The sequence below is a fragment of the Pseudomonas sp. TMB3-21 genome (genome assembly GCF_054898145.1).
In genome coordinates this window covers 3,530,358-3,548,678 of record NZ_CM142718.1, presented here as the reverse complement: position 1 = coordinate 3,548,678, position 18,321 = coordinate 3,530,358, and the positions used below count along the sequence as shown (strand labels likewise).

Below are 18,321 nucleotides of genomic sequence, written 5' to 3'. Positions count from 1 at the left end.
AGGTTCTATTCATCCGCCCTCAACTGTCATCTTTGACAGCTGACATCGCTATCCATTGTCGCTAGTTTGACTCTGCCTGCCATACACCAATGCCGCCTCCTCTGGCAGCGCCGGCCACGCATCTGCATCCCCCGCCGCGTTACATCAATGATCACTCCTTGCGGGGCACGCCTTTTACGATCAACAGTTCTAAGACGCGGCGGGCCGACCGCCCACCGAGACGGTGCTGGCAGAAATGCTGCAAGGCAATCCGCCGCAATTGAAGTCGTTACGCTGAGTGCTGCATTACCGCACCTGGGTACACCGAGGCCGTTGATGAGAACGACCTGTTTGGACCACCACCGAACAATGGCGAAGGAACTGGGGGGACAAGTTCTTGAACAGGGATTCGAATACGCCGTGTCTGACAGTTATCGACGGTCGCGGCTTGCCGGTGCGGCAGATTGCGTACTGGCGCCATAGTGTCGAAGCCGAAGCGCTGATCACACAGCAGCACCATGACGCGTGCGGATGGCTTGTGGCAAAGCGCGATCCACGATTGATGACTGATGCCTCGGCGCGCGCCAGCCTGGCCATATTTTACTCGCTGTCCGGCCAGGTGCTGAGTACGCTCAGCGTCGATGCCGGGTGGCGAGCCAGCCTGCTGGGGGAAGCGAATCAGCTTGTTCATGGCTGGGATGGCCGGGGCAGTCACCGTCGAATCGAGTACGACGATCAAGCGCGACTACTGGCCGTGTTCGACCAAGCGGCGGACAGCGAACAGCTGTGCGCGGAGCGTTATGGTTACGGCGCAAGTGATCCGGTATTTGCCCTGAATAACCAATGCGGACAACTGATTCGCCACGATGATCCGGCGGGCACGCAGCTGTTTACTCTGTTTGGAATGTCGGGCGGGGTTTCAGAGCAGACCCGGCACTTTCTGCGCGCACTGAGTTCCCCCGACTGGCCCGCGCTGGTGACCGAGCGTGACGCACTGCTCGAAACCGGCGCCGGCGCCATCAGCCGCTCGGTTTTCAATGCGCTGGGTGAAGCCGTCGTAAAGACCGACGCCAGGGGTAACCATCAGTTTTTCAGCCACACTCGCGACGGCCAATTGCACGAGGTTCGCCTGCAATTGGACAAGGACAGCGCGCCAAAAACTCTGGTCCGCGCCATCCAGTATAACGCTCAAGGCCTGACTGAACGGGAGACCAGCGGCAACGGCGTCGTCACTACGCTGCACCACGCCGCCGAAGATAGCCGCCTGACGCGGCTGCAAAGCCAACGCGGCAACGACGTCCTGCAAGACTTACGTTATACCTACGACCCGGTGGGCAATGTTCTGAGCATCGAAGACGCAGCCCTGCCCACCCGCTACTTCGCAAACCGTCGAATCGAACCGATCAGCCGCTATGTTTACGACAGTCTCTATCAGTTGATCGAGGCGACGGGATGGGAAACCGGCGGCCCCAATCAGGGTCCGCGGTTTTCGTCTTTCAACGATCCCGCAGCCTGCGCCCATTACACCCAGACCTACCGCTATGACCGCGCAGGCAACCTGCTGGAGTTGACCCACGAAGGTCCGCAAAACCATGGCCATCGTCTGCTCGCCGCCGCGCAAAGCAACCGCTGTTTACCAGTGGTTAATGGCGTGGAACCGGATGAGAACGAGTTTCGCAAGGGCTTTGATGACAACGGCAATTTGCTCAGCCTGCAACCGGGGCAGTCGCTGTACTGGAACCTGCGCAACCAGTTTCGCGAAGTGCGACCGGTTGAGCGTGATCCCGGCGCAGACGATAGCGAGCGTTACGTCTACGGCGCTGACGGCATGCGCCTGCGCAAAGTGCGCTCGACCCAGAGCCATGCCCGAACGCTGACTGCTGAAGTTCGTTACTTGCCGAATCTGCAAATCCGCACCCATAGCGGTACGGGTGAAGTGTTGCAGGTGATCAGCGTCCAGGCCGGGCGTAGCAGTGTGCAGGTATTGCACTGGGAGTCCGAGCCACCCAAAGACATTGTCCACGATCAGCAGCGATACAGCCTGAGCGATCATCTGGGGTCATGCACGCTGGAACTCGACGGCGCAGGTCAGATGATCAGCCACGAGCGCTATCACCCGTTCGGTACCACGTCCTGGTTTGCCGGGCGCGGGGAAGTTGAAGCGAGTTATAAAACGCTGCGCTATTCGGGGAAAGAGCGCGATGCGACGGGGCTTTATTATTACGGGTTCAGGTATTACGTGGCGTGGTGGCAGCGTTGGCTGAATCCGGATCCGATAGGATCAGTGGATGGTTTGAATGTGTTCAGTATGGTCAGAAATAATCCGCTGACCTATTTTGATAGTGATGGGCGAGTACGGGAGGAGTTTAATAACCATGATCCAATAGCAGAGTCTTCTGGAAGTTTGTCTTCGTTATTTTTAGAGACTCAGATTCCAACAACTGCGACGAATGCCGACAGTCACCCATCCATTCCACCGGACACATTCCGAAGTGCTGCAGAAGGTACCAGCAAGAATCAGCCCATCGACGGATTAATGAAAAAGCCTCAGCTGACGCCTGCAGACAGTTTCATTTCAATTACAGATGATATTGGTGGTCGCCCTCCCATCGCGGGAGGGGGTGAAGGAGCGATCTACGAGAGTTCCGACGGTAAATTTGTTTACAAAAAATTCATAAGCTTCGATAGGAAAAATAGTATTCCCGGCAGTGTCGCATACGAAGGAGAGATGTTTAATCAATATTACGGAGATGGATCGGCAACAGCGCTTCTAGAAGACAACCAGGTTTATCTCAAGATGATAAAACTGGATGGCATTCCCCTCGACGATATTGAAAAAGGCTCTATACCGGCACACTCCGCCGATGCCTTAAAAAAAATGTTCACGAAAATGGAAAAGAAAGATTTGTACCACCAAGATGTAAAGGGTAAAAATTTTCTTTATTCCGAAAAGGACAAAATAGTTTATCCCGTGGACATGGCAGCGCAGCCCTATGAGTTTGCGCAATACACGATCGACATCTACGAGCGAAACAAAAAAGAATTGCTTACGGAATTTTCGAGAAACGTCAAGCGCTGATTTTTACATCTGGATATCAGCGAAATTCGGAGAAATGTAAGTCGGTGTGAAATAAAACCTTAGGAAACAGCAGCCCGTGACAGTTCAGATGTTCACCTTAAGCAGTCATACCCCGACGCTGACAGTTTTCGGGCCGCGCAGCCTGGTGGTGCATTTGGTGAGTTATTGCTGCAGCTCCATCGCAGATTCTGCCGAAGCGTAGACCACGGCTCAGCAGCATGACGCCGCCGAACGCCTTGTGTCATAGCAGGATCCGTGACAGCTGACGACCACGTCGACGCCTGCCAACCTCGCGACGATTTATTCCCTGTCCGGCCATAACAGCCACCTGCAAAAACGGCACCTCCCGGTGCCGTTTGCGTTTCATAGTTCAGCTACTTACTTACGCGCCGCCTCCCACGACTTCAGCAGTTCTGCATAACCCACGGTCTCTCCTTTCGGCTTCTCATTCGCCAATTTAGGCTTCGGTGCCCCCGGTTGATCGAACCAGTACTGCGCGTCCCGCTCAGGATTCATTTTCGGCGCACAGGTCGCTTGCGCTTTTGAACGTTCCAAACGCGTCATGATTGCGTCCTGATCCTTGGCCAAACCATCAAGTGCCTCTTGCGGAGTTTTCTCGCCGCTGGCCGCTTCGGCGATGTGGCTCCACCACAGTTGCGCCAGACGCGGGTAGTCCGGCACGTTGGTCCCGGTTGGGGTCCATTGCACACGGGCGGGGCTGCGATAGAACTCGACCAGGCCACCGAGTTTCGGCGCGAGGTCGGTCATGGCTTGCGAGTTGATGTCCGACTCGCGGATCGGCGTCAGGCCGACGATGGTTTTCTTCAGGGACACGGTTTTCGAGGTGACAAACTGCGCGTACAGCCAGGCCGCGAGTTTCTGTTTCTCAGGCGTGGATTTGAGGAAGGTCCACGAGCCGGTGTCCTGATAGCCGAGCTTCATGCCCTCTTCCCAATACGGCCCTTTCGGCGACGGTGCCATGCGCCACTTTGGCGTGCCGTCGGCATTCATCACGGGCAGACCCGGTTTGGTCATGTCGGCGGTGAACGCGGTGTACCAGAAAATCTGCTGGGCGATGTTGCCCTGTGACGGCACTGGGCCGGATTCGGAGAAGGTCATGCCCGCCGCTTCCGGTGGCGCGTATTTCTTCATCCATTCGACGTATTTGGTGGTCGCGTAGACGGCCGCCGGGCCGTTGGTGTCGCCGCCACGGGTGACGCTGGAACCGACCGGATGGCAGTTCTCGACGCGAATCCCCCACTCGTCCACCGGCAAACCGTTGGGCAAACCTTTATCGCCGCCCCCTGCCATCGAGAACCAGGCATCGGTGAAACGCCAGCCCAGCGACGGGTCCTTCTTGCCGTAATCCATGTGACCGTAAACACGCTTGCCGTCGATTTCCTTGACGTCTTCGCTGAAGAATTTGGCGATGTCTTCATAGGCCGACCAGTTCACCGGTACGCCCAGCTCGTAGCCGTATTTTTCCTTGAACTTGGCTTTCAGGTCGGCGCGTTCAAACCAGTCGGCACGGAACCAGTACAGGTTGGCAAACTGTTGGTCGGGCAGTTGATAGATCTTGCCGTCTGGCGCGGTGGTGAACGAGATACCGATGAAGTCCTTGAGGTCGAGGGTCGGCGAGGTGAAGTTCTTGCCCTCGTTGGCCATCATGTCGGTGATCGATTCGGTCTTGCCGTAACGAAGGTGTGTACCGATCAAATCCGAGTCGTTGACCCAGCCGTCATAGATGTTCTTGTCCGACTGCATCTGCGTCTGCAGCTTCTCCACCACGTCGCCTTCCTGCAGAAGGTCGTGAGTGAGCTTGATCCCGGTGATTTCGCTGAACGCCTTGGCCAGCACCTTGGATTCGTACTCGTGCGTGGCGATGGTTTCCGACACCACGTTGATCTTCATGCCGCGAAACGGCTCGGCGGCCTTGATAAACCATTTGAGTTCTTCGAGCTGCTGTTCCGCCGTCAGGGTGGACGGCTTGAACTCACTGCCGATCCATTTTTTCGCGGCGTCTTCATAGGCATCGGCCCAGGCCGAAGCGCTCAGCCCGCTCATCGCGAATATGGCTGCCAATGAAATGCTATGTCGCAGCTTATTGTTTTTGTCGAACATAGAGACCTCCTGTTTAAGTTTCGGAGCAACGTTGCCGATCGGTGTCAACTAGCCCCAACGCATCACAGCCAACAGCCACACCAGGGATATCGCGAACGCGACCCAGATGCTCCAGTCGGTGGCGCCGATTACCAGCAAATGCAGGTAGGCGCTGCCGAGAAGACCGATAAACAGCCGATCGCCACGGGTGGTGGCAATCGGCAGAAAACCTCGCCGGGGAATACTTGGAGATCGCAATTCCCACGTCGTCATGCCCACCAGAATCAGGGCGATCACGCCAAAAAACGCCGCTGTCGGGGCGGTCCAGTTCATCCATTCCATCATCAGTTCCTCATACCCGGCCCAAGGCAAAGCCTTTGGCCACGTGGTTGCGAACAAACCAGATCACCAGCACACCGGGCAAAATCGTCAGCACCCCCGCCGCTGCCAGCACGCCCCAGTCGATGCCCGACGCCGAGACCGTGCGGGTCATGACCGCCGCGATCGGTTTGGCATTGACTGACGTCAGGGTTCGCGCCAGCAACAATTCGACCCAAGAAAACATGAAGCAGAAAAATGCCGTGACACCAATGCCCGAGCCAATCAACGGGACGAAAATCTTTACGAAGAACTTGGGAAAACTGTAGCCGTCGATGTAGGCCGTTTCGTCGATTTCTTTCGGCACGCCGGACATGAACCCTTCGAGAATCCAAACCGCCAACGGCACGTTGAACAGGCAGTGGGCCAACGCTACCGCGATGTGCGTATCGAACAGACCGATCGAGGAATACAGCTGAAAGAATGGGAGCAAGAACACCGCCGGTGGCGCCATACGGTTGGTCAGCAACCAGAAGAACAGGTGCTTGTCCCCCAGGAAACGATAGCGCGAAAACGCGTACGCTGCCGGCAACGCCACGCTCAACGAGATGACCGTGTTCAGGCTCACGTAATACAGTGAGTTGAGGTAACCGGTGTACCAGGCCGGATCGGTGAAGATCACCTTGTAATTGGCCAAGGTAAAATCCTGCGGAAACAGCGTCAGTCCGCTGAGGATTTCGGTGTTGCTTTTGAAGGACATGTTCAACAGCCAGTAGATCGGCACCAGCAGGAACAGTATGTAGATCAGCAGTGGAATCAGTTTCTTCAAACTCATGGCGCAGCCCTCAGCGGTTGGCGTCTGAGTGAGTCATGGCGGTATAGAACAGCCAGGACACCAACAGAATGATCAGGAAATACACCAGCGAGAAAGCCGCCGCCGGGCCAAGGTCGAACTGCCCGATGGCCATTTGCGTAAGGGTCTGGCTGAGGAAAGTCGTGGCATTCCCCGGCCCGCCACCCGTGAGCACGAACGGCTCGGTGTAAATCATGAAACTGTCCATGAATCGCAACATCACCGCGATCAGCAGCACACTTTTGAGTTTGGGCAGCTGAATGTGCCGGAACACCGCCCAGGCCGATGCCCGATCAATCCGAGCGGCCTGGTAGTACACGTCCGGAATGGCGCGCAACCCGGAGAAACACAACAGCGCCACCAACGAGGTCCAGTGCCACACGTCCATCACCAGCACGGTGACCCAGGCGTCCATGGTGTTCGCCGCATAGTTATAGCTGATGCCCATCGCATTGAGGCTCGAGCCGAGCAGGCCGATGTCGGCGCGGCCGAAAATCTGCCAGATCGTGCCGACGACGTTCCATGGGATCAGCAACGGAATCGCCAGAATGATCAGCACCAGCGACGACCAGCGGCCTTTGGTCGGCATGGTCAGGGCGATGGCGATGCCCAGCGGAATTTCGATCAGCAGTACGCAGCCGGAATAGATGAACTGGCGCAGCAGCGAGTCATGCAGACGCGGATCGAGTAGCACCTGCCGATACCAGTCGGCACCGACGAAGTAGCGACTGGATTGGTCAAAGATGTCCTGCACCGAGTAGTTGACCACGGTCATCATCGGGATCACCGCACTGAATGCCACCAGCAGAAATACCGGCAACACCAGCCACCAGGCTTTGTTGTTCTGCACCTTGTTCATGGCTGCGCCTCCAGCAGGTAGTCATCGGCATAAACCATCAACCACTGCGCCGGAAAACTGATGTACGCCGTGCCTTCCGGCACTGGCTTGTCTTCCGCCAACCGCACCTTGAGCGGTGCGCCGTCGAGATTCAGGGTCATGATCTTGTAGGTGCCGAGGTCTTCGACGTGTATGACGTGTGCCTGCATGGCGTCATCGAAGGGCTCGTCCCACACGTGAACAAACTCCGGGCGAATGCCGACCTTCAGGGTTTTCCATGTCGTATCGGCGATTCGTCGCTGTTGCGCGTCGGACAGCGGCAGATGGGTAGCAGCGAAACCGACACCGCCGGATTGCGGCTGAACCTCGATCAGATTCATCCCTGGACTGCCAATGAAATAGCCGACGAACGTGTGGCTCGGGCGCTCGAACAATTCCCGTGGCGTGCCGAACTGCACGATCTGGCCGCCGTACATCACCGCGATCTTGTCGGCGAACGTCGACGCTTCGAGCTGATCGTGGGTGACGTAGACCATGGTGATGTTGAATTGCTCGTGGATCTGCTTGAGCTTGCGTCGCAGTTTCCACTTCAGGTGCGGGTCGATCACGGTCAACGGTTCGTCGAAAAGGATCGCCGAGACGTCGTCGCGCACCAGTCCGCGGCCCATGGAAACTTTCTGCTTTTCATCGGCGGTCAGATTGCGCGCCTTCTTGCTCAGCAGCGGCTGAAGGTCGAGCACCTCGGCAATTTCCTGCACCTTGCTGTGAATTTTCGCCTCGGCCATGCCCTGATTTCGCAATGGGAAGGCCAGGTTGTCGAACACGGTCATGGTGTCGTAGACCACCGGAAACTGGAAAACCTGAGCGATGTTGCGCTTCTCCGGGGTCAGGTCGTTGACCACTTTGCTGTCGAACAGCACCTGCCCCTGAGACGGGCTGAGCAATCCGGAAATGATGTTGAGCAAGGTCGACTTGCCGCAGCCCGATGGCCCGAGCAAGGCGTAGGCGCCGCCCTGCTCCCAGACGTGATCCATCTCGCGGATCGCGTAATCGTCGGGCCCGGTCGGTGTGCGGGTGTAACTGTGGGCGAGGTTCTGCAAGCGGATTTCGGCCATCAGGCAACCCTCGCGATGCGCCGACCGGGGGCCTGAACCAGCCGTCCCTGGGCATCGAACACAAACAGTTTATGGGTGGGGATGTAGATGCGAATCGGCGCATCGACGTCGTATTCGTGAACGCCGGGCAAGTGCAGCACCAGCAGAAAATGTTCGTTGCGCACATGCAAAAAGGTTTCTGAGCCGCTGATTTCGGCGACTTCCACGGTCACTGCCAGTTCCAGATCGTCGTCGTTGCTGGGCACCAGCGAAATATGGCTCGGGCGCACGCCAAAGCGGAACTCGCCCTCGCCGACCGGACGCAGGTCGACGTTCAACGGGAAGTGCACGAAGTTGGCGAAGCTCACTTCGTTGCCGGCAATGCGGCCTGGCATCAGGTTGATCGGCGGTTCGCTGAACAATTCTGCCGCCAGCACGGTTTGCGGCTGGTGATACACCTCGGACGACTTGCCGCTCTGGATCACCCGGCCCTCGTGGAGAATGGTCGTGGTGCCGCCCAGCGCCAGCGCTTCATTGGGTTCGGTGGTGGCGTAGATCGCAATGGTATGGCGCGCCTTGAACAGCTCGCGCATTTCCTGACGCAATTCTTCGCGCAGCTTGTAGTCAAGGTTGACCAGTGGCTCGTCGAACAGGATCAGCTCGGCATCCTTCACCAGCGCCCGGGCCATCGCCGTGCGTTGTTGCTGCCCGCCGGAGAGCTCCAGCGGATGGCGCTGCAGAAACTTCTCGATGCGCAGCATTTTCGCGGTTTCCAGCACTTTGCTCTGGATCACCTCGTTGGACACGCCGCCCTGGCGCAACGGCGAGGCGATGTTTTCAAACACGGTCATGGTCGGGTAGTTGATGAACTGCTGGTAGACCATCGACACGTTGCGCAAACGCACCGGACGCTGGGTAACGTCAACGCCGTTCATCAGGATGCGCCCGCTGTCGGGCTTGTCCAGACCGGCCATCAGACGCATCAGGCTGGTCTTGCCCGACAGCGTGCGGCCGAGCAAGACGTTGAACGATCCGGGTTCGAAATTCAGGCAGGCATCGTCGATCCAGGTCTGGCCCTCGACGGTGCGGCTGACGTGCTCCAGGGTGAGTGACATGGCTCGGCCTTTTTATTATTGGGAGTCAAGCAACCTGGATCACAGAGCGACATTCGTGCCAGAAATGGCAAGTCTCTGATCTGCTTCGAAATTGTCTGGTTTGCAGGGAAACGGCGTTCGCTGCTGAACAGAAATGAACAACCGCGACTGAACAACTGAACACTGCGCCGGTTGACAATGAACAATAGTGAACAACACTCTATGGACCGTTTACGGACCCTTGTAGGAGCCGGCTTGCGGGCGATGGCGATTTCGATGACGCCATCGCCAGCAAGCCGGCTCCTACAGAAAAGCGGCGTGCCGTGGAACGATGTGTTGCGCAAAACCCATAAAAACAATAAAAGCTCAGAGATCGATTGCCATGGCCGCACCTGCCTTGCCGCTCTCCCACGACGCCATCATTCAGGACTCATGGTCGCGTTGCCGCGCATTTGGCCTCGATCATCAGAGCGCCCCGGCGTTCGATCAGCTCCCCGCCGCCGATATCGCGCAGTTACTCGAACGTCAGCAGTCATTGGTGCAAACCACGCACCAGGAAGTGCTGCCCTACTATGAAAACATCCTCAGCAATTCCAATTGCCTGATCATGCTCGCCGACAATCAGGGCCAGGTGCTGACCTCGTGGGGCACTCAACGCTTCATCGAGCCGGGCCTGACCCGTGGTTTCAGCGCTGGCGCGAGCTGGATGGAACGCTGCAGCGGCACCAACGCGATCGGCACCGCCCTCGCCTGCGAACAAGCGGTGCACATCGAACACGATGAACATTTTCTGAAAGCCAATCGCTTCATGACCGGTTCCGCCGCGCCGATCTTCGATGCCGAGCGCAAGGTGATTGCGGTACTGGACGTCTCCAGCGACAGCTACCTGCCGCCTTCGCACACCCTCGGCATGGTCAAAATGATGAGCCAGACCGTGGAGAATCGGCTGATCCTCAATCTGTTCCACGGCCAACATTTTCAACTGACGTTCAACACCGGGCTGAACAACCTCGACAGTCAGTGGGCGGGGTTACTGATTTTCGACGAAAGCGGCCAAGTGCTGTCCGCCAACCGCCGCGCCGATAATCTGCTGGGGATCAGCCTGTCGCGGGTCAGCGTTGAAAGCCTGTTCAAGATCTCGCTGCTGGAATTGCTGAATCAGCCCGAAGGGTTGCCGTTTGCCCTGCAAGCGTCCGGACGCAACCGTTTCCAGTGCCTGCTCAAACGACCCAAGCAGGTGTTCATTCAGGCCCGGGTGTTCGCCGAACCGAGCGAGCCCGCGCCTGCCGCGATCAGCCTCAACTCGCTGCACTTTGGCGACAGCCGCGTGGAAAAAGCCGTGCGTCAGGCCGAGCGCCTGCTCGAGAAGGACATTCCGCTGCTGATCCACGGGGAAACCGGGGTCGGCAAGGAAGTGTTCGTCAAAGCCCTGCACCAGGCCAGCTCGCGCAGCAAACAGCCGTTTATCGCTGTTAACTGCGCGGCCATCCCCGCCGAACTGGTGGAATCCGAACTGTTTGGCTACGAGAAAGGCGCGTTCACCGGCGCCAATCAGAAAGGCAGCATCGGCCTGATTCGCAAGGCTGACAAAGGCACGCTGTTTCTGGATGAAATCGGTGACATGCCGCTGCCGACCCAGGCGCGGTTGCTGCGGGTTTTACAGGAGCGCTGCGTGCAGCCGGTGGGCAGCAGCGAACTGTTTGCGGTCGACCTCCGCATCATCTCGGCGACCAACCGCGCGTTGCGCGAGCAGGTTCAGTTGGGACGTTTCCGTGAGGACCTGTATTACCGGATCGGCGGCTTGACCCTTGAGCTGCCGCCATTACGCGAACGCACGGATAAACAGGCGTTGTTCAAGCGCATATGGGAACAGCACCGGGAACCCGCGCAGTGGGCCGGATTGAGTCGTGAAGTGATGGACTTGTTCAGCCGCCATCCATGGCCGGGCAATTTAAGGCAGGTCAGCAGCGTGATGCAGGTGGCGTTGGCGATGGCCGAGGAACAGCCGGTGCGACCGGAGCATTTGCCGGATGATTTTTTTGTCGATCTGGAGATGGAGCCGGTGGATTCGCCGGAGCCGATAGCAATGGATTTGAATGATGCCGAGGATTTGAATCGGCAGTTGCAAGCGGCTGGGGGGAATATTTCGCACTTGGCCCGCAGGCTGGGGGTTAGTCGGAATACGCTTTACAAGCGATTGCGCCAGTCGGATAGCTGACCGCTGCGCGGCCAATCGCGGATAGCTGACCGCTGCGCGGCCAATCGCGAGCAGGCTCGCTCCTACAGGGAGAACTGCGTCGTACACAAAACTCAAACATTACGAAGATCCCTGTGGGAGTGAGCCTGCTCGCGATGGCGTCGGTCGGGGCACCGCAGTATTTTCGTCCCTGCGCATAAAAAAACCCGCACAAGGCGGGTTTTGTTTTTTACGAACAGTCAATCAATCAGCCAATCGCCAGGTCGTGCCACCCTTCCCGTCTTCCAGCACCACGCCCATCGCCGTCAACTGGTCGCGGATACGGTCGGACTCAGCCCAGTCCTTTCGAGCCCGGGCAGCAAGACGTGCAGCAATCAATGCGTCAACTTTAGCCGCATCCACCCGGCCTTCAGCACCGGCCTGGAGGAAGTCATCGGCTTCCAGCTGCAACACGCCCAGCACGCTGGCGAGTTCCTTCAAGCGCGCCGCCAGAGCCGCCGCCGCATCAAGATCGCTCTCGCGCAGACGGTTGATCTCACGCACCATCTCGAACAGCACCGCGCAGGCTTCGGGCGTGCCGAAGTCGTCGTTCATCACCTGGGTGAAGCGCTCGACGAACGCCTCGCCACCGGCCGGCGCCACCGTCGGCAAGCCTTTCAACGCATGGTAGAAACGCTCGAGTGCTCCCTTGGCGTCCTTGAGGTTGTCTTCCGAGTAGTTGATCGCGCTGCGGTAATGGCTCGACACCAGCAAGTAACGCACAACTTCGGGGTGATACTTTTCCAGCACGTCGCGAATGGTGAAGAAGTTGTTCAAGGACTTGGACATCTTCTCGCCATTGATGCGAATCATCCCGCAATGCATCCACGCGTTGGCGTAGGTCTTGCCGGTGGCGGCTTCGCTCTGGGCGATTTCGTTTTCGTGGTGCGGGAACTCGAGGTCACTGCCGCCACCATGAATGTCGAAGGTCTCGCCGAGGCAGCAGGTCGACATCACCGAGCATTCGATGTGCCAGCCCGGACGCCCGTCGCCCCACGGCGAAGGCCAGCTCGGTTCGCCCGGCTTGGTCGCCTTCCACAGCACGAAGTCCAGCGGGTCCTGCTTCGACTCGTCGACTTCGATCCGCGCACCGATGCGCAGGTCTTCGATCTTCTTGCGCGACAGCTTGCCGTAGCCCATGAATTTGGCGACGCGGTAGTACACGTCGCCATTGCCCGGAGCGTAAGCGTAACCCTTGTCGATCAGGGTCTGGATCATGCTCAGCATGCCGGGAATATGGTCCGTGGCGCGCGGTTCCATGTCCGGCTTCTGAATGTTCAAGCGCGCTTCGTCTTCGTGCATTGCCGCGATCATGCGCTCAGTCAGGGCATCGAACGCTTCGCCGTTTTCCCTGGCCCGATTGATGATCTTGTCTTCGATGTCGGTGATGTTGCGCACGTAGGTCAGGTTGTAACCGCTGAAGCGCAACCAGCGGGTCACCAGGTCGAACGCGACCATGCTGCGGCCGTGGCCGATGTGGCAGTAGTCGTACACGGTCATCCCGCAAACGTACATGCGCACATTGTTGCCATCCAGCGGCTTGAAGACTTCTTTGCTCTTGGTGAGCGTGTTGTAGATCGAAAGCACTTTAGAGGTTCCTTGAATCACTGGCCCCACGAATCACGCAAGGTCACGGTACGGTTGAACACCGGACGACCTGGTTTCGAGTCCTTGATATCCGCGCAGAAGTAACCTTCGCGCTCGAACTGGAAACGGTCTTCCGGCTGTGCATTGCCCAGCGAGGGTTCAGCACGACAACCGGTCAGCACTTGCAGCGAGTCAGGGTTGATGTTGTCCAGGAAACTGGCGCTGTCTTCAGCTTTCTCAGGGTTCGGCGAACGGAACAGGCGATCGTACAAACGCACTTCGCACTCGACGCTGGCAGCCGCCGGCACCCAATGCACAACGCCTTTGACCTTGCGCCCTTCAGGGTTCTTGCCGAGGGTTTCCGGGTCGTACGAGCAACGCAGTTCGACGATGTTGCCGTCGGCGTCCTTGATCGCTTCGTCGGCGCGGATCACGTAGCTGCCGCGCAAACGCACTTCGCCATTCGGCTCCAGGCGCTTGTAGCCTTTCGGCGGTTCTTCCATGAAGTCGTCACGGTCGATGTAGATCTCACGGGCGAACGGCAGCGCGCGCATGCCCATGTCTTCTTTCGGGTGGCATGGCAGTTCGAGGTTTTCGACCTGACCTTCCGGGTAGTTGGTGATCACGACTTTCAGCGGACGCAGCACGCACATGGCGCGCGGGGCGCTGTGGTCGAGGTCGTCGCGGATGCTGAATTCGAGCATGCCGAAGTCGACCACGCCGTCGGAACGGTTGGTACCCACCATGTCGCAGAAGTTGCGGATCGATTTCGGCGTGTAGCCACGGCGGCGGAAGCCGGACAGCGTGGACATGCGCGGGTCGTCCCAGCCGTGAACGTGCTTTTCATCGACCAGTTGCTTGAGCTTGCGCTTGCTGGTGATCGTGTAGTTCAGGTTGAGGCGGCTGAATTCGTACTGGCGCGGGTTCGCCGGCACCGGCAGGTTCTCGAGGAACCACTCGTACAGCGGACGATGGCTTTCGAACTCCAGGGTGCAGATCGAGTGGGTGATGCCTTCAATGGCGTCCGACTGACCGTGGGTGAAATCGTAGTTCGGGTAAATGCACCACTTGTCGCCCGTCTGGTGGTGATGTGCGTGACGGATGCGGTACATGATCGGGTCGCGCAGGTTCATGTTCGGCGAGGCCATGTCGATCTTCGCCCGCAGCACGCGAGCGCCGTCCGGGAATTCGCCGGCACGCATGCGGGCGAACCAGTCGAGGTTTTCTTCCACGGAGCGATCACGGAACGGGCTGTTCTTGCCCGGCTCGGTCAACGAACCACGGTACTCCTTGGCCTGCTCCGGGCTGAGGTCGTCCACATAAGCCTTGCCGGCCTTGATCAGCTCGACGGCCCAATCGTGCAACTGGTCGAAATACTGCGAGGCGTAGCGCACTTCGCCGGACCATTCGAAGCCCAGCCATTTGACGTCGCTTTTGATCGCGTCGATGTATTCCTGGTCTTCCTTGGCCGGGTTGGTGTCGTCGAAACGCAGGTGCGTGACGCCGCCGAATTCCTCGGCCAGACCGAAGTTCACACAGATCGACTTGGCGTGACCGATGTGCAGGTAGCCGTTGGGCTCTGGCGGGAAACGGGTGACGATCTGCGTGTGCTTACCCGAGTCCAGGTCCGCCTGGATGATCGGGCGCAGGAAATTGACCGGCACGGCAGGGCCGGTCTTGGCATTCGAGGTAGGGTCGACAGTGGGCTTGCTCATAGGATCCTTGAACGTACAAGTGCGCGGCCGGAAGACAGCCTGACAAAACAAAGCCGCTATCATAGCCGATGCCGTCAAGGCGCTGACAGAGCAGGCCCTAAATCAGCTGCGTTTAATGCACCTGTTTTGAAAAACAGCCTCGAAATTAACGCATGTCGCGCTAAACTGCGCACTTCGGCTGCTGCTGGCCGGACCGGTTAGAGGCCCAAACGCCTCGAAACCCACGAATTCATTGAACACGCTTCTCCATAAAAGAGTACCGATCATGACCCAAGTCAAACTGACCACCAACCACGGCGACATCGTCCTGGAACTGAACGCTGAAAAGGCACCGCTGACCGTTGCCAACTTCATCGAGTACGTCAAAGCCGGTCACTACGAAAACACGGTTTTCCACCGTGTTATCGGTAACTTCATGGTCCAGGGCGGCGGTTTCGAGCCTGGCATGAAAGAAAAGAAAGACAAGCGCCCAAGCATCCAGAACGAAGCCGACAACGGCCTGCCGAACGACAAATACACCGTTGCCATGGCCCGCACCATGGAGCCGCATTCGGCGTCCGCGCAGTTCTTCATCAATGTCGCTGACAACAGTTTCCTCAACCACAGCGCCAAGACCACTCAGGGCTGGGGCTATGCTGTGTTCGCCAAAGTCGTGTCCGGCACTGAAGTTGTCGACAAGATCAAAGGCGTTGCCACCACTTCCAAGGCTGGCCATCAGGATGTACCTGCAGAAGACGTGATCATCGAGAAAGCCGAGATCATTGAGTGATACTGCTGATTTCAGACTTGCATCTGGAAGAGGAGCGCCCGGACATTACCCGGGCGTTTCTGGATTTGCTCGCCGGCCGCGCCCGTTCGGCGAGTGCACTTTATATACTCGGTGACTTTTTCGAAGCGTGGATTGGCGACGACGCCATGACACCTTTTCAGCGCTCCATCTGCCAGGCCCTGCGCACGCTCAGCGACAGCGGCACGGCGATTTTTCTGATGCACGGCAATCGCGACTTCATGCTCGGCCAGGCCTTTTGCAAACAGGCCGGCTGTACCCTGCTGAAGGACCCCAGTGTCGTGCAGTTTTACGGCGAGCCGGTGCTGTTGATGCACGGTGACAGCCTGTGCACCCGCGACGAGGCTTACATGAAGCTGCGTCGCTATCTGCGGAATCCCGTCACCCTGTTCATTTTGCGCCATCTTCCGCTGGGCACCCGGCATAAGCTGGCGCGCAAGTTGCGCAGCGAAAGCCGTGCGCAGACGCGGATGAAAGCCAATGACATCGTCGATGTCACGCCGGAAGAAGTGCCGCGGCTCATGCAGGCATTTGGTGTGAAAACCCTGATTCATGGGCATACCCATCGACCGGCGATTCACAAGTTGCAGATTGGCGAACAGGCGGCCCGGCGGATTGTGTTGGGCGATTGGGATCGTCAGGGCTGGGCGTTGCAGGTGGATGAGAACGGCTTTGCCTTGGCCCCGTTCGACTTCGCGCCGCCAGCGCAGTTGGCAGCCCCCGCAAACTAACCGCCGAACACAAATCCTCTGTAGGAGCCGGCTTGCTGGCGATAGCGGCCTTTCAGTCAATAAAGTTGTTGAATGATAAACCGCCATCGCCAGCAAGCCGGCTGCTACAGAAATGAGTTGCGCTTAATGACCGCCGGCCGCAGGCCCCGCCTTCGCCGCAAACGGCGGTTTCGCCAGCCACACGATCACGATCAACCCCATGAATGCCCAGCCGAGCAGCGTGAAATAGTCGATGGTCGACAGCATGTACGCCTGACTGGTCAGCACATGATCGAGCTGCGCATACGCCGGATTGCCCGGGCCGCCCAGCGCATTCAGCGCCTCGCGGGTGGCCGGCTCATAAGTGCTGATGCTTTCGCTCATGTAGGCATGATGCTGATCTGCCCGGCGAATCCATATCCACGTGGTCAGCGACGCCGCGAAACTCCCGCCCAATGTCCGCAGAAACGTCGCCAGCCCCGCGCCATCGGCAATCTGGCTAGGTGGCAGGTCCGACATCAGAATGCTCAGGGTCGGCATGAAGAACAGTGCCACGCCAATGCCCATGAACAATTGCACCAAAGCGATGTGCTGGAAATCCACCTCGTTAGTGAAACCGGCGCGCATGAAGCAGCTCAACCCAATCGCCAGAAACGCCAGCCCGGCCAGTAAACGCAGGTCAAACTTGTGCGCGTACTTGCCCACGAACGGCGACAGGATCACCGGCAGAATGCCGATTGGCGCTACCGCCAGACCGGCCCAGGTCGCGGTGTAGCCCATCTGCGTTTGCAGCCACTGCGGCAGGATCAGGTTGATCCCGAAGAACCCGGCATAACCCAATACCAGCACAATCGTGCCGATGCGAAAGTTGCGATGCGCGAACAGCCGCAGATTGACCACCGGGTGCTGATCGGTCATTTCCCAGATCACGAACACGGCCAGCGCGATCACCGATATCGCCGCACCACCGATAATGAAATTCGACTCGAACCAGTCCAGGTCATTGCCCTTGTCGAGGATCACCTGCAACGCGCCGACGCCGATGATCAGGGTGATCAAACCGACGTAATCCATCGGCTGATAACTCGTCACCACTGGCCGCGCCTTGAGTTGCTGGCGCACTACCATCACCGCAAAAATCCCGATCGGCACGTTGATGAAGAAAACCCACGGCCAGCTGTAACTGTCAGTGATCCAGCCGCCCAGAATGGGCCCGGCAATCGGCGCCACCACCGTGACCATCGCCAGCAATGCCAGGGCCATGCCGCGCTTCGCCGGGGGATAGACCGCGATCAGCAGCGTCTGCGTCATCGGGTACAACGGGCCGGCCACCAGCCCCTGAAGCACGCGAAAACCGATCAGTTCCGGCATCGAGGTGGAAATGCCGCAGAGAAACGACGCGATCACGAACAGAATGGTCGCCCACAGGAACAGCTTCACTTCGCCGAAACGCCGACTGAGCCAGCCGGTCAACGGCAGCGCAATCGCATTACTCACAGCGAAAGAGGTGATGACCCAGGTGCCCTGCTCCGAACTGACGCCCAGGTTGCCGGAAATCGTCGGCAAGGCAACGTTGGCAATGGTGGTGTCGAGCACCTGCATGAACGTCGCCAGTGACAGGCCGATGGTGCTGAGCAGCAGACTGGGCGGCGTGAATGATGCGTTATTGCTCATCGCGGATCCTTTGAAACTGAACGGGCGCTAAAGACGCAGCGAACCCTGGGGGGCGAACTTTTGTGGTGAGGAACTCTCGTGGCAAGGAGGCGGCGAGGTGGCTCTTGTGGCGAGGGGGCTTGCCCCCGTTGGGTCGCGAAGCGGCCCTAAAAGATGGGACTGCTGCGCAGTCCAACGGGGGCAAGCCCCCTCGCCACAAAAAGCTCCTCTTCACAAAAAGCTCCTCTCCACAAAAAGCTCCTCGCCGCGAGAGCGTC

Annotated in this window: 13 protein-coding genes; 4 read left to right on the top strand and 9 right to left on the bottom strand. The window is 58.4% G+C overall.

The annotated features are described in order from the left end of the window. Positions 1 to 376 precede the first annotated feature (376 nt). A complete protein-coding gene (locus ACYZTS_RS16280; protein WP_461990452.1) occupies positions 377 to 3,058 on the top strand; it encodes an RHS repeat domain-containing protein in 2,682 nt (893 codons plus the stop codon). Positions 3,059 to 3,436: 378 nt separating this feature from the next. Here ACYZTS_RS16280 and ACYZTS_RS16275 read toward each other — a convergent pair whose 3' ends face one another. The 6 genes from ACYZTS_RS16275 to ACYZTS_RS16250 are packed head-to-tail and all read right to left on the bottom strand — an operon-like array spanning position 3,437 to position 9,376. Further along, positions 3,437 to 5,179: an ABC transporter substrate-binding protein gene (locus ACYZTS_RS16275; RefSeq protein ID WP_028623941.1), complete on the bottom strand. Its 1,743-nt coding sequence runs from the start codon at positions 5,177 to 5,179 to the stop codon at positions 3,437 to 3,439. Between the two features lie 48 nt (positions 5,180 to 5,227). Next, positions 5,228 to 5,500: a DUF2160 domain-containing protein gene (locus tag ACYZTS_RS16270; protein WP_028623940.1), complete on the bottom strand. Its 273-nt coding sequence runs from the start codon at positions 5,498 to 5,500 to the stop codon at positions 5,228 to 5,230. 10 nt (positions 5,501 to 5,510) lie between these two features. After that, complete coding sequence (locus ACYZTS_RS16265) at positions 5,511 to 6,311, bottom strand: carbohydrate ABC transporter permease (protein WP_028623939.1); 801 nt, start codon at positions 6,309 to 6,311, stop codon at positions 5,511 to 5,513. A 10-nt stretch (positions 6,312 to 6,321) separates the two neighbouring features. Beyond that, entirely contained in the window at positions 6,322 to 7,188 is an 867-nt protein-coding gene (locus tag ACYZTS_RS16260) for a carbohydrate ABC transporter permease (protein WP_028623938.1), read from the bottom strand. Further along, positions 7,185 to 8,282, bottom strand: coding sequence for an ABC transporter ATP-binding protein (locus ACYZTS_RS16255; protein ID WP_461990448.1), 1,098 nt, complete (start codon positions 8,280 to 8,282; stop codon positions 7,185 to 7,187). The genes ACYZTS_RS16260 and ACYZTS_RS16255 overlap by 4 nt, the downstream gene beginning before the upstream one ends. Further along, entirely contained in the window at positions 8,282 to 9,376 is a 1,095-nt protein-coding gene (locus ACYZTS_RS16250; protein WP_028623936.1) for an ABC transporter ATP-binding protein, read from the bottom strand. Before ACYZTS_RS16250 ends, ACYZTS_RS16255 begins: the two co-directional genes overlap by 1 nt. Positions 9,377 to 9,737: 361 nt before the next feature. Between ACYZTS_RS16250 and ACYZTS_RS16245 the strand changes: the two genes are divergently transcribed. Beyond that, the gene (locus tag ACYZTS_RS16245) at positions 9,738 to 11,573 is read left to right on the top strand and encodes a sigma-54-dependent Fis family transcriptional regulator (protein ID WP_461990446.1); all 1,836 of its coding nucleotides are present in this window, start codon (positions 9,738 to 9,740) and stop codon (positions 11,571 to 11,573) included. A 222-nt stretch (positions 11,574 to 11,795) separates the two neighbouring features. Here ACYZTS_RS16245 and cysS read toward each other — a convergent pair whose 3' ends face one another. Continuing rightward, positions 11,796 to 13,178, bottom strand: coding sequence for a cysteine--tRNA ligase (gene cysS, locus ACYZTS_RS16240; RefSeq protein WP_461990444.1), 1,383 nt, complete (start codon positions 13,176 to 13,178; stop codon positions 11,796 to 11,798). 17 nt (positions 13,179 to 13,195) lie between these two features. Further along, complete coding sequence (locus ACYZTS_RS16235; protein WP_461990442.1) at positions 13,196 to 14,893, bottom strand: glutamine--tRNA ligase/YqeY domain fusion protein; 1,698 nt, start codon at positions 14,891 to 14,893, stop codon at positions 13,196 to 13,198. 265 nt (positions 14,894 to 15,158) lie between these two features. Between ACYZTS_RS16235 and ACYZTS_RS16230 the strand changes: the two genes are divergently transcribed. Both ACYZTS_RS16230 and lpxH read left to right on the top strand, forming a co-directional pair. Beyond that, positions 15,159 to 15,662 carry a peptidylprolyl isomerase gene (locus ACYZTS_RS16230; RefSeq protein ID WP_028623932.1) on the top strand — a complete coding sequence of 168 codons (504 nt, stop codon included), beginning with the start codon at positions 15,159 to 15,161 and terminating at the stop codon, positions 15,660 to 15,662. Beyond that, positions 15,659 to 16,411, top strand: a complete 753-nt coding sequence (gene lpxH / locus ACYZTS_RS16225; RefSeq protein WP_461990439.1) for a UDP-2,3-diacylglucosamine diphosphatase — start codon at positions 15,659 to 15,661, stop codon at positions 16,409 to 16,411. The genes ACYZTS_RS16230 and lpxH overlap by 4 nt, the downstream gene beginning before the upstream one ends. 123 nt (positions 16,412 to 16,534) lie before the next feature. Here the strand turns inward: lpxH and ACYZTS_RS16220 are convergent, their stop codons facing one another. After that, the gene (locus ACYZTS_RS16220) at positions 16,535 to 18,064 is read right to left on the bottom strand and encodes a DHA2 family efflux MFS transporter permease subunit (protein WP_461990438.1); all 1,530 of its coding nucleotides are present in this window, start codon (positions 18,062 to 18,064) and stop codon (positions 16,535 to 16,537) included. Positions 18,065 to 18,321 lie beyond the last annotated feature (257 nt).

What these genes read in the sequence shown, in the direction of transcription:
- ACYZTS_RS16275 (WP_028623941.1), bottom strand. Translation starts at nt 5,179, where the DNA reads ATGTTCGACAAAAACAATAAGCTGCGACATAGCATTTCATTGGCAGCC.
- ACYZTS_RS16270 (WP_028623940.1), bottom strand. Translation starts at nt 5,500, where the DNA reads ATGGAATGGATGAACTGGACCGCCCCGACAGCGGCGTTTTTTGGCGTG.
- ACYZTS_RS16265 (WP_028623939.1), bottom strand. Translation starts at nt 6,311, where the DNA reads ATGAGTTTGAAGAAACTGATTCCACTGCTGATCTACATACTGTTCCTG.
- ACYZTS_RS16260 (WP_028623938.1), bottom strand. Translation starts at nt 7,188, where the DNA reads ATGAACAAGGTGCAGAACAACAAAGCCTGGTGGCTGGTGTTGCCGGTA.
- ACYZTS_RS16255 (WP_461990448.1), bottom strand. Translation starts at nt 8,282, where the DNA reads ATGGCCGAAATCCGCTTGCAGAACCTCGCCCACAGTTACACCCGCACA.
- ACYZTS_RS16250 (WP_028623936.1), bottom strand. Translation starts at nt 9,376, where the DNA reads ATGTCACTCACCCTGGAGCACGTCAGCCGCACCGTCGAGGGCCAGACC.
- ACYZTS_RS16245 (WP_461990446.1), top strand. Translation starts at nt 9,738, where the DNA reads ATGGCCGCACCTGCCTTGCCGCTCTCCCACGACGCCATCATTCAGGAC.
- ACYZTS_RS16235 (WP_461990442.1), bottom strand. Translation starts at nt 14,893, where the DNA reads ATGAGCAAGCCCACTGTCGACCCTACCTCGAATGCCAAGACCGGCCCT.
- ACYZTS_RS16230 (WP_028623932.1), top strand. Translation starts at nt 15,159, where the DNA reads ATGACCCAAGTCAAACTGACCACCAACCACGGCGACATCGTCCTGGAA.
- ACYZTS_RS16220 (WP_461990438.1), bottom strand. Translation starts at nt 18,064, where the DNA reads ATGAGCAATAACGCATCATTCACGCCGCCCAGTCTGCTGCTCAGCACC.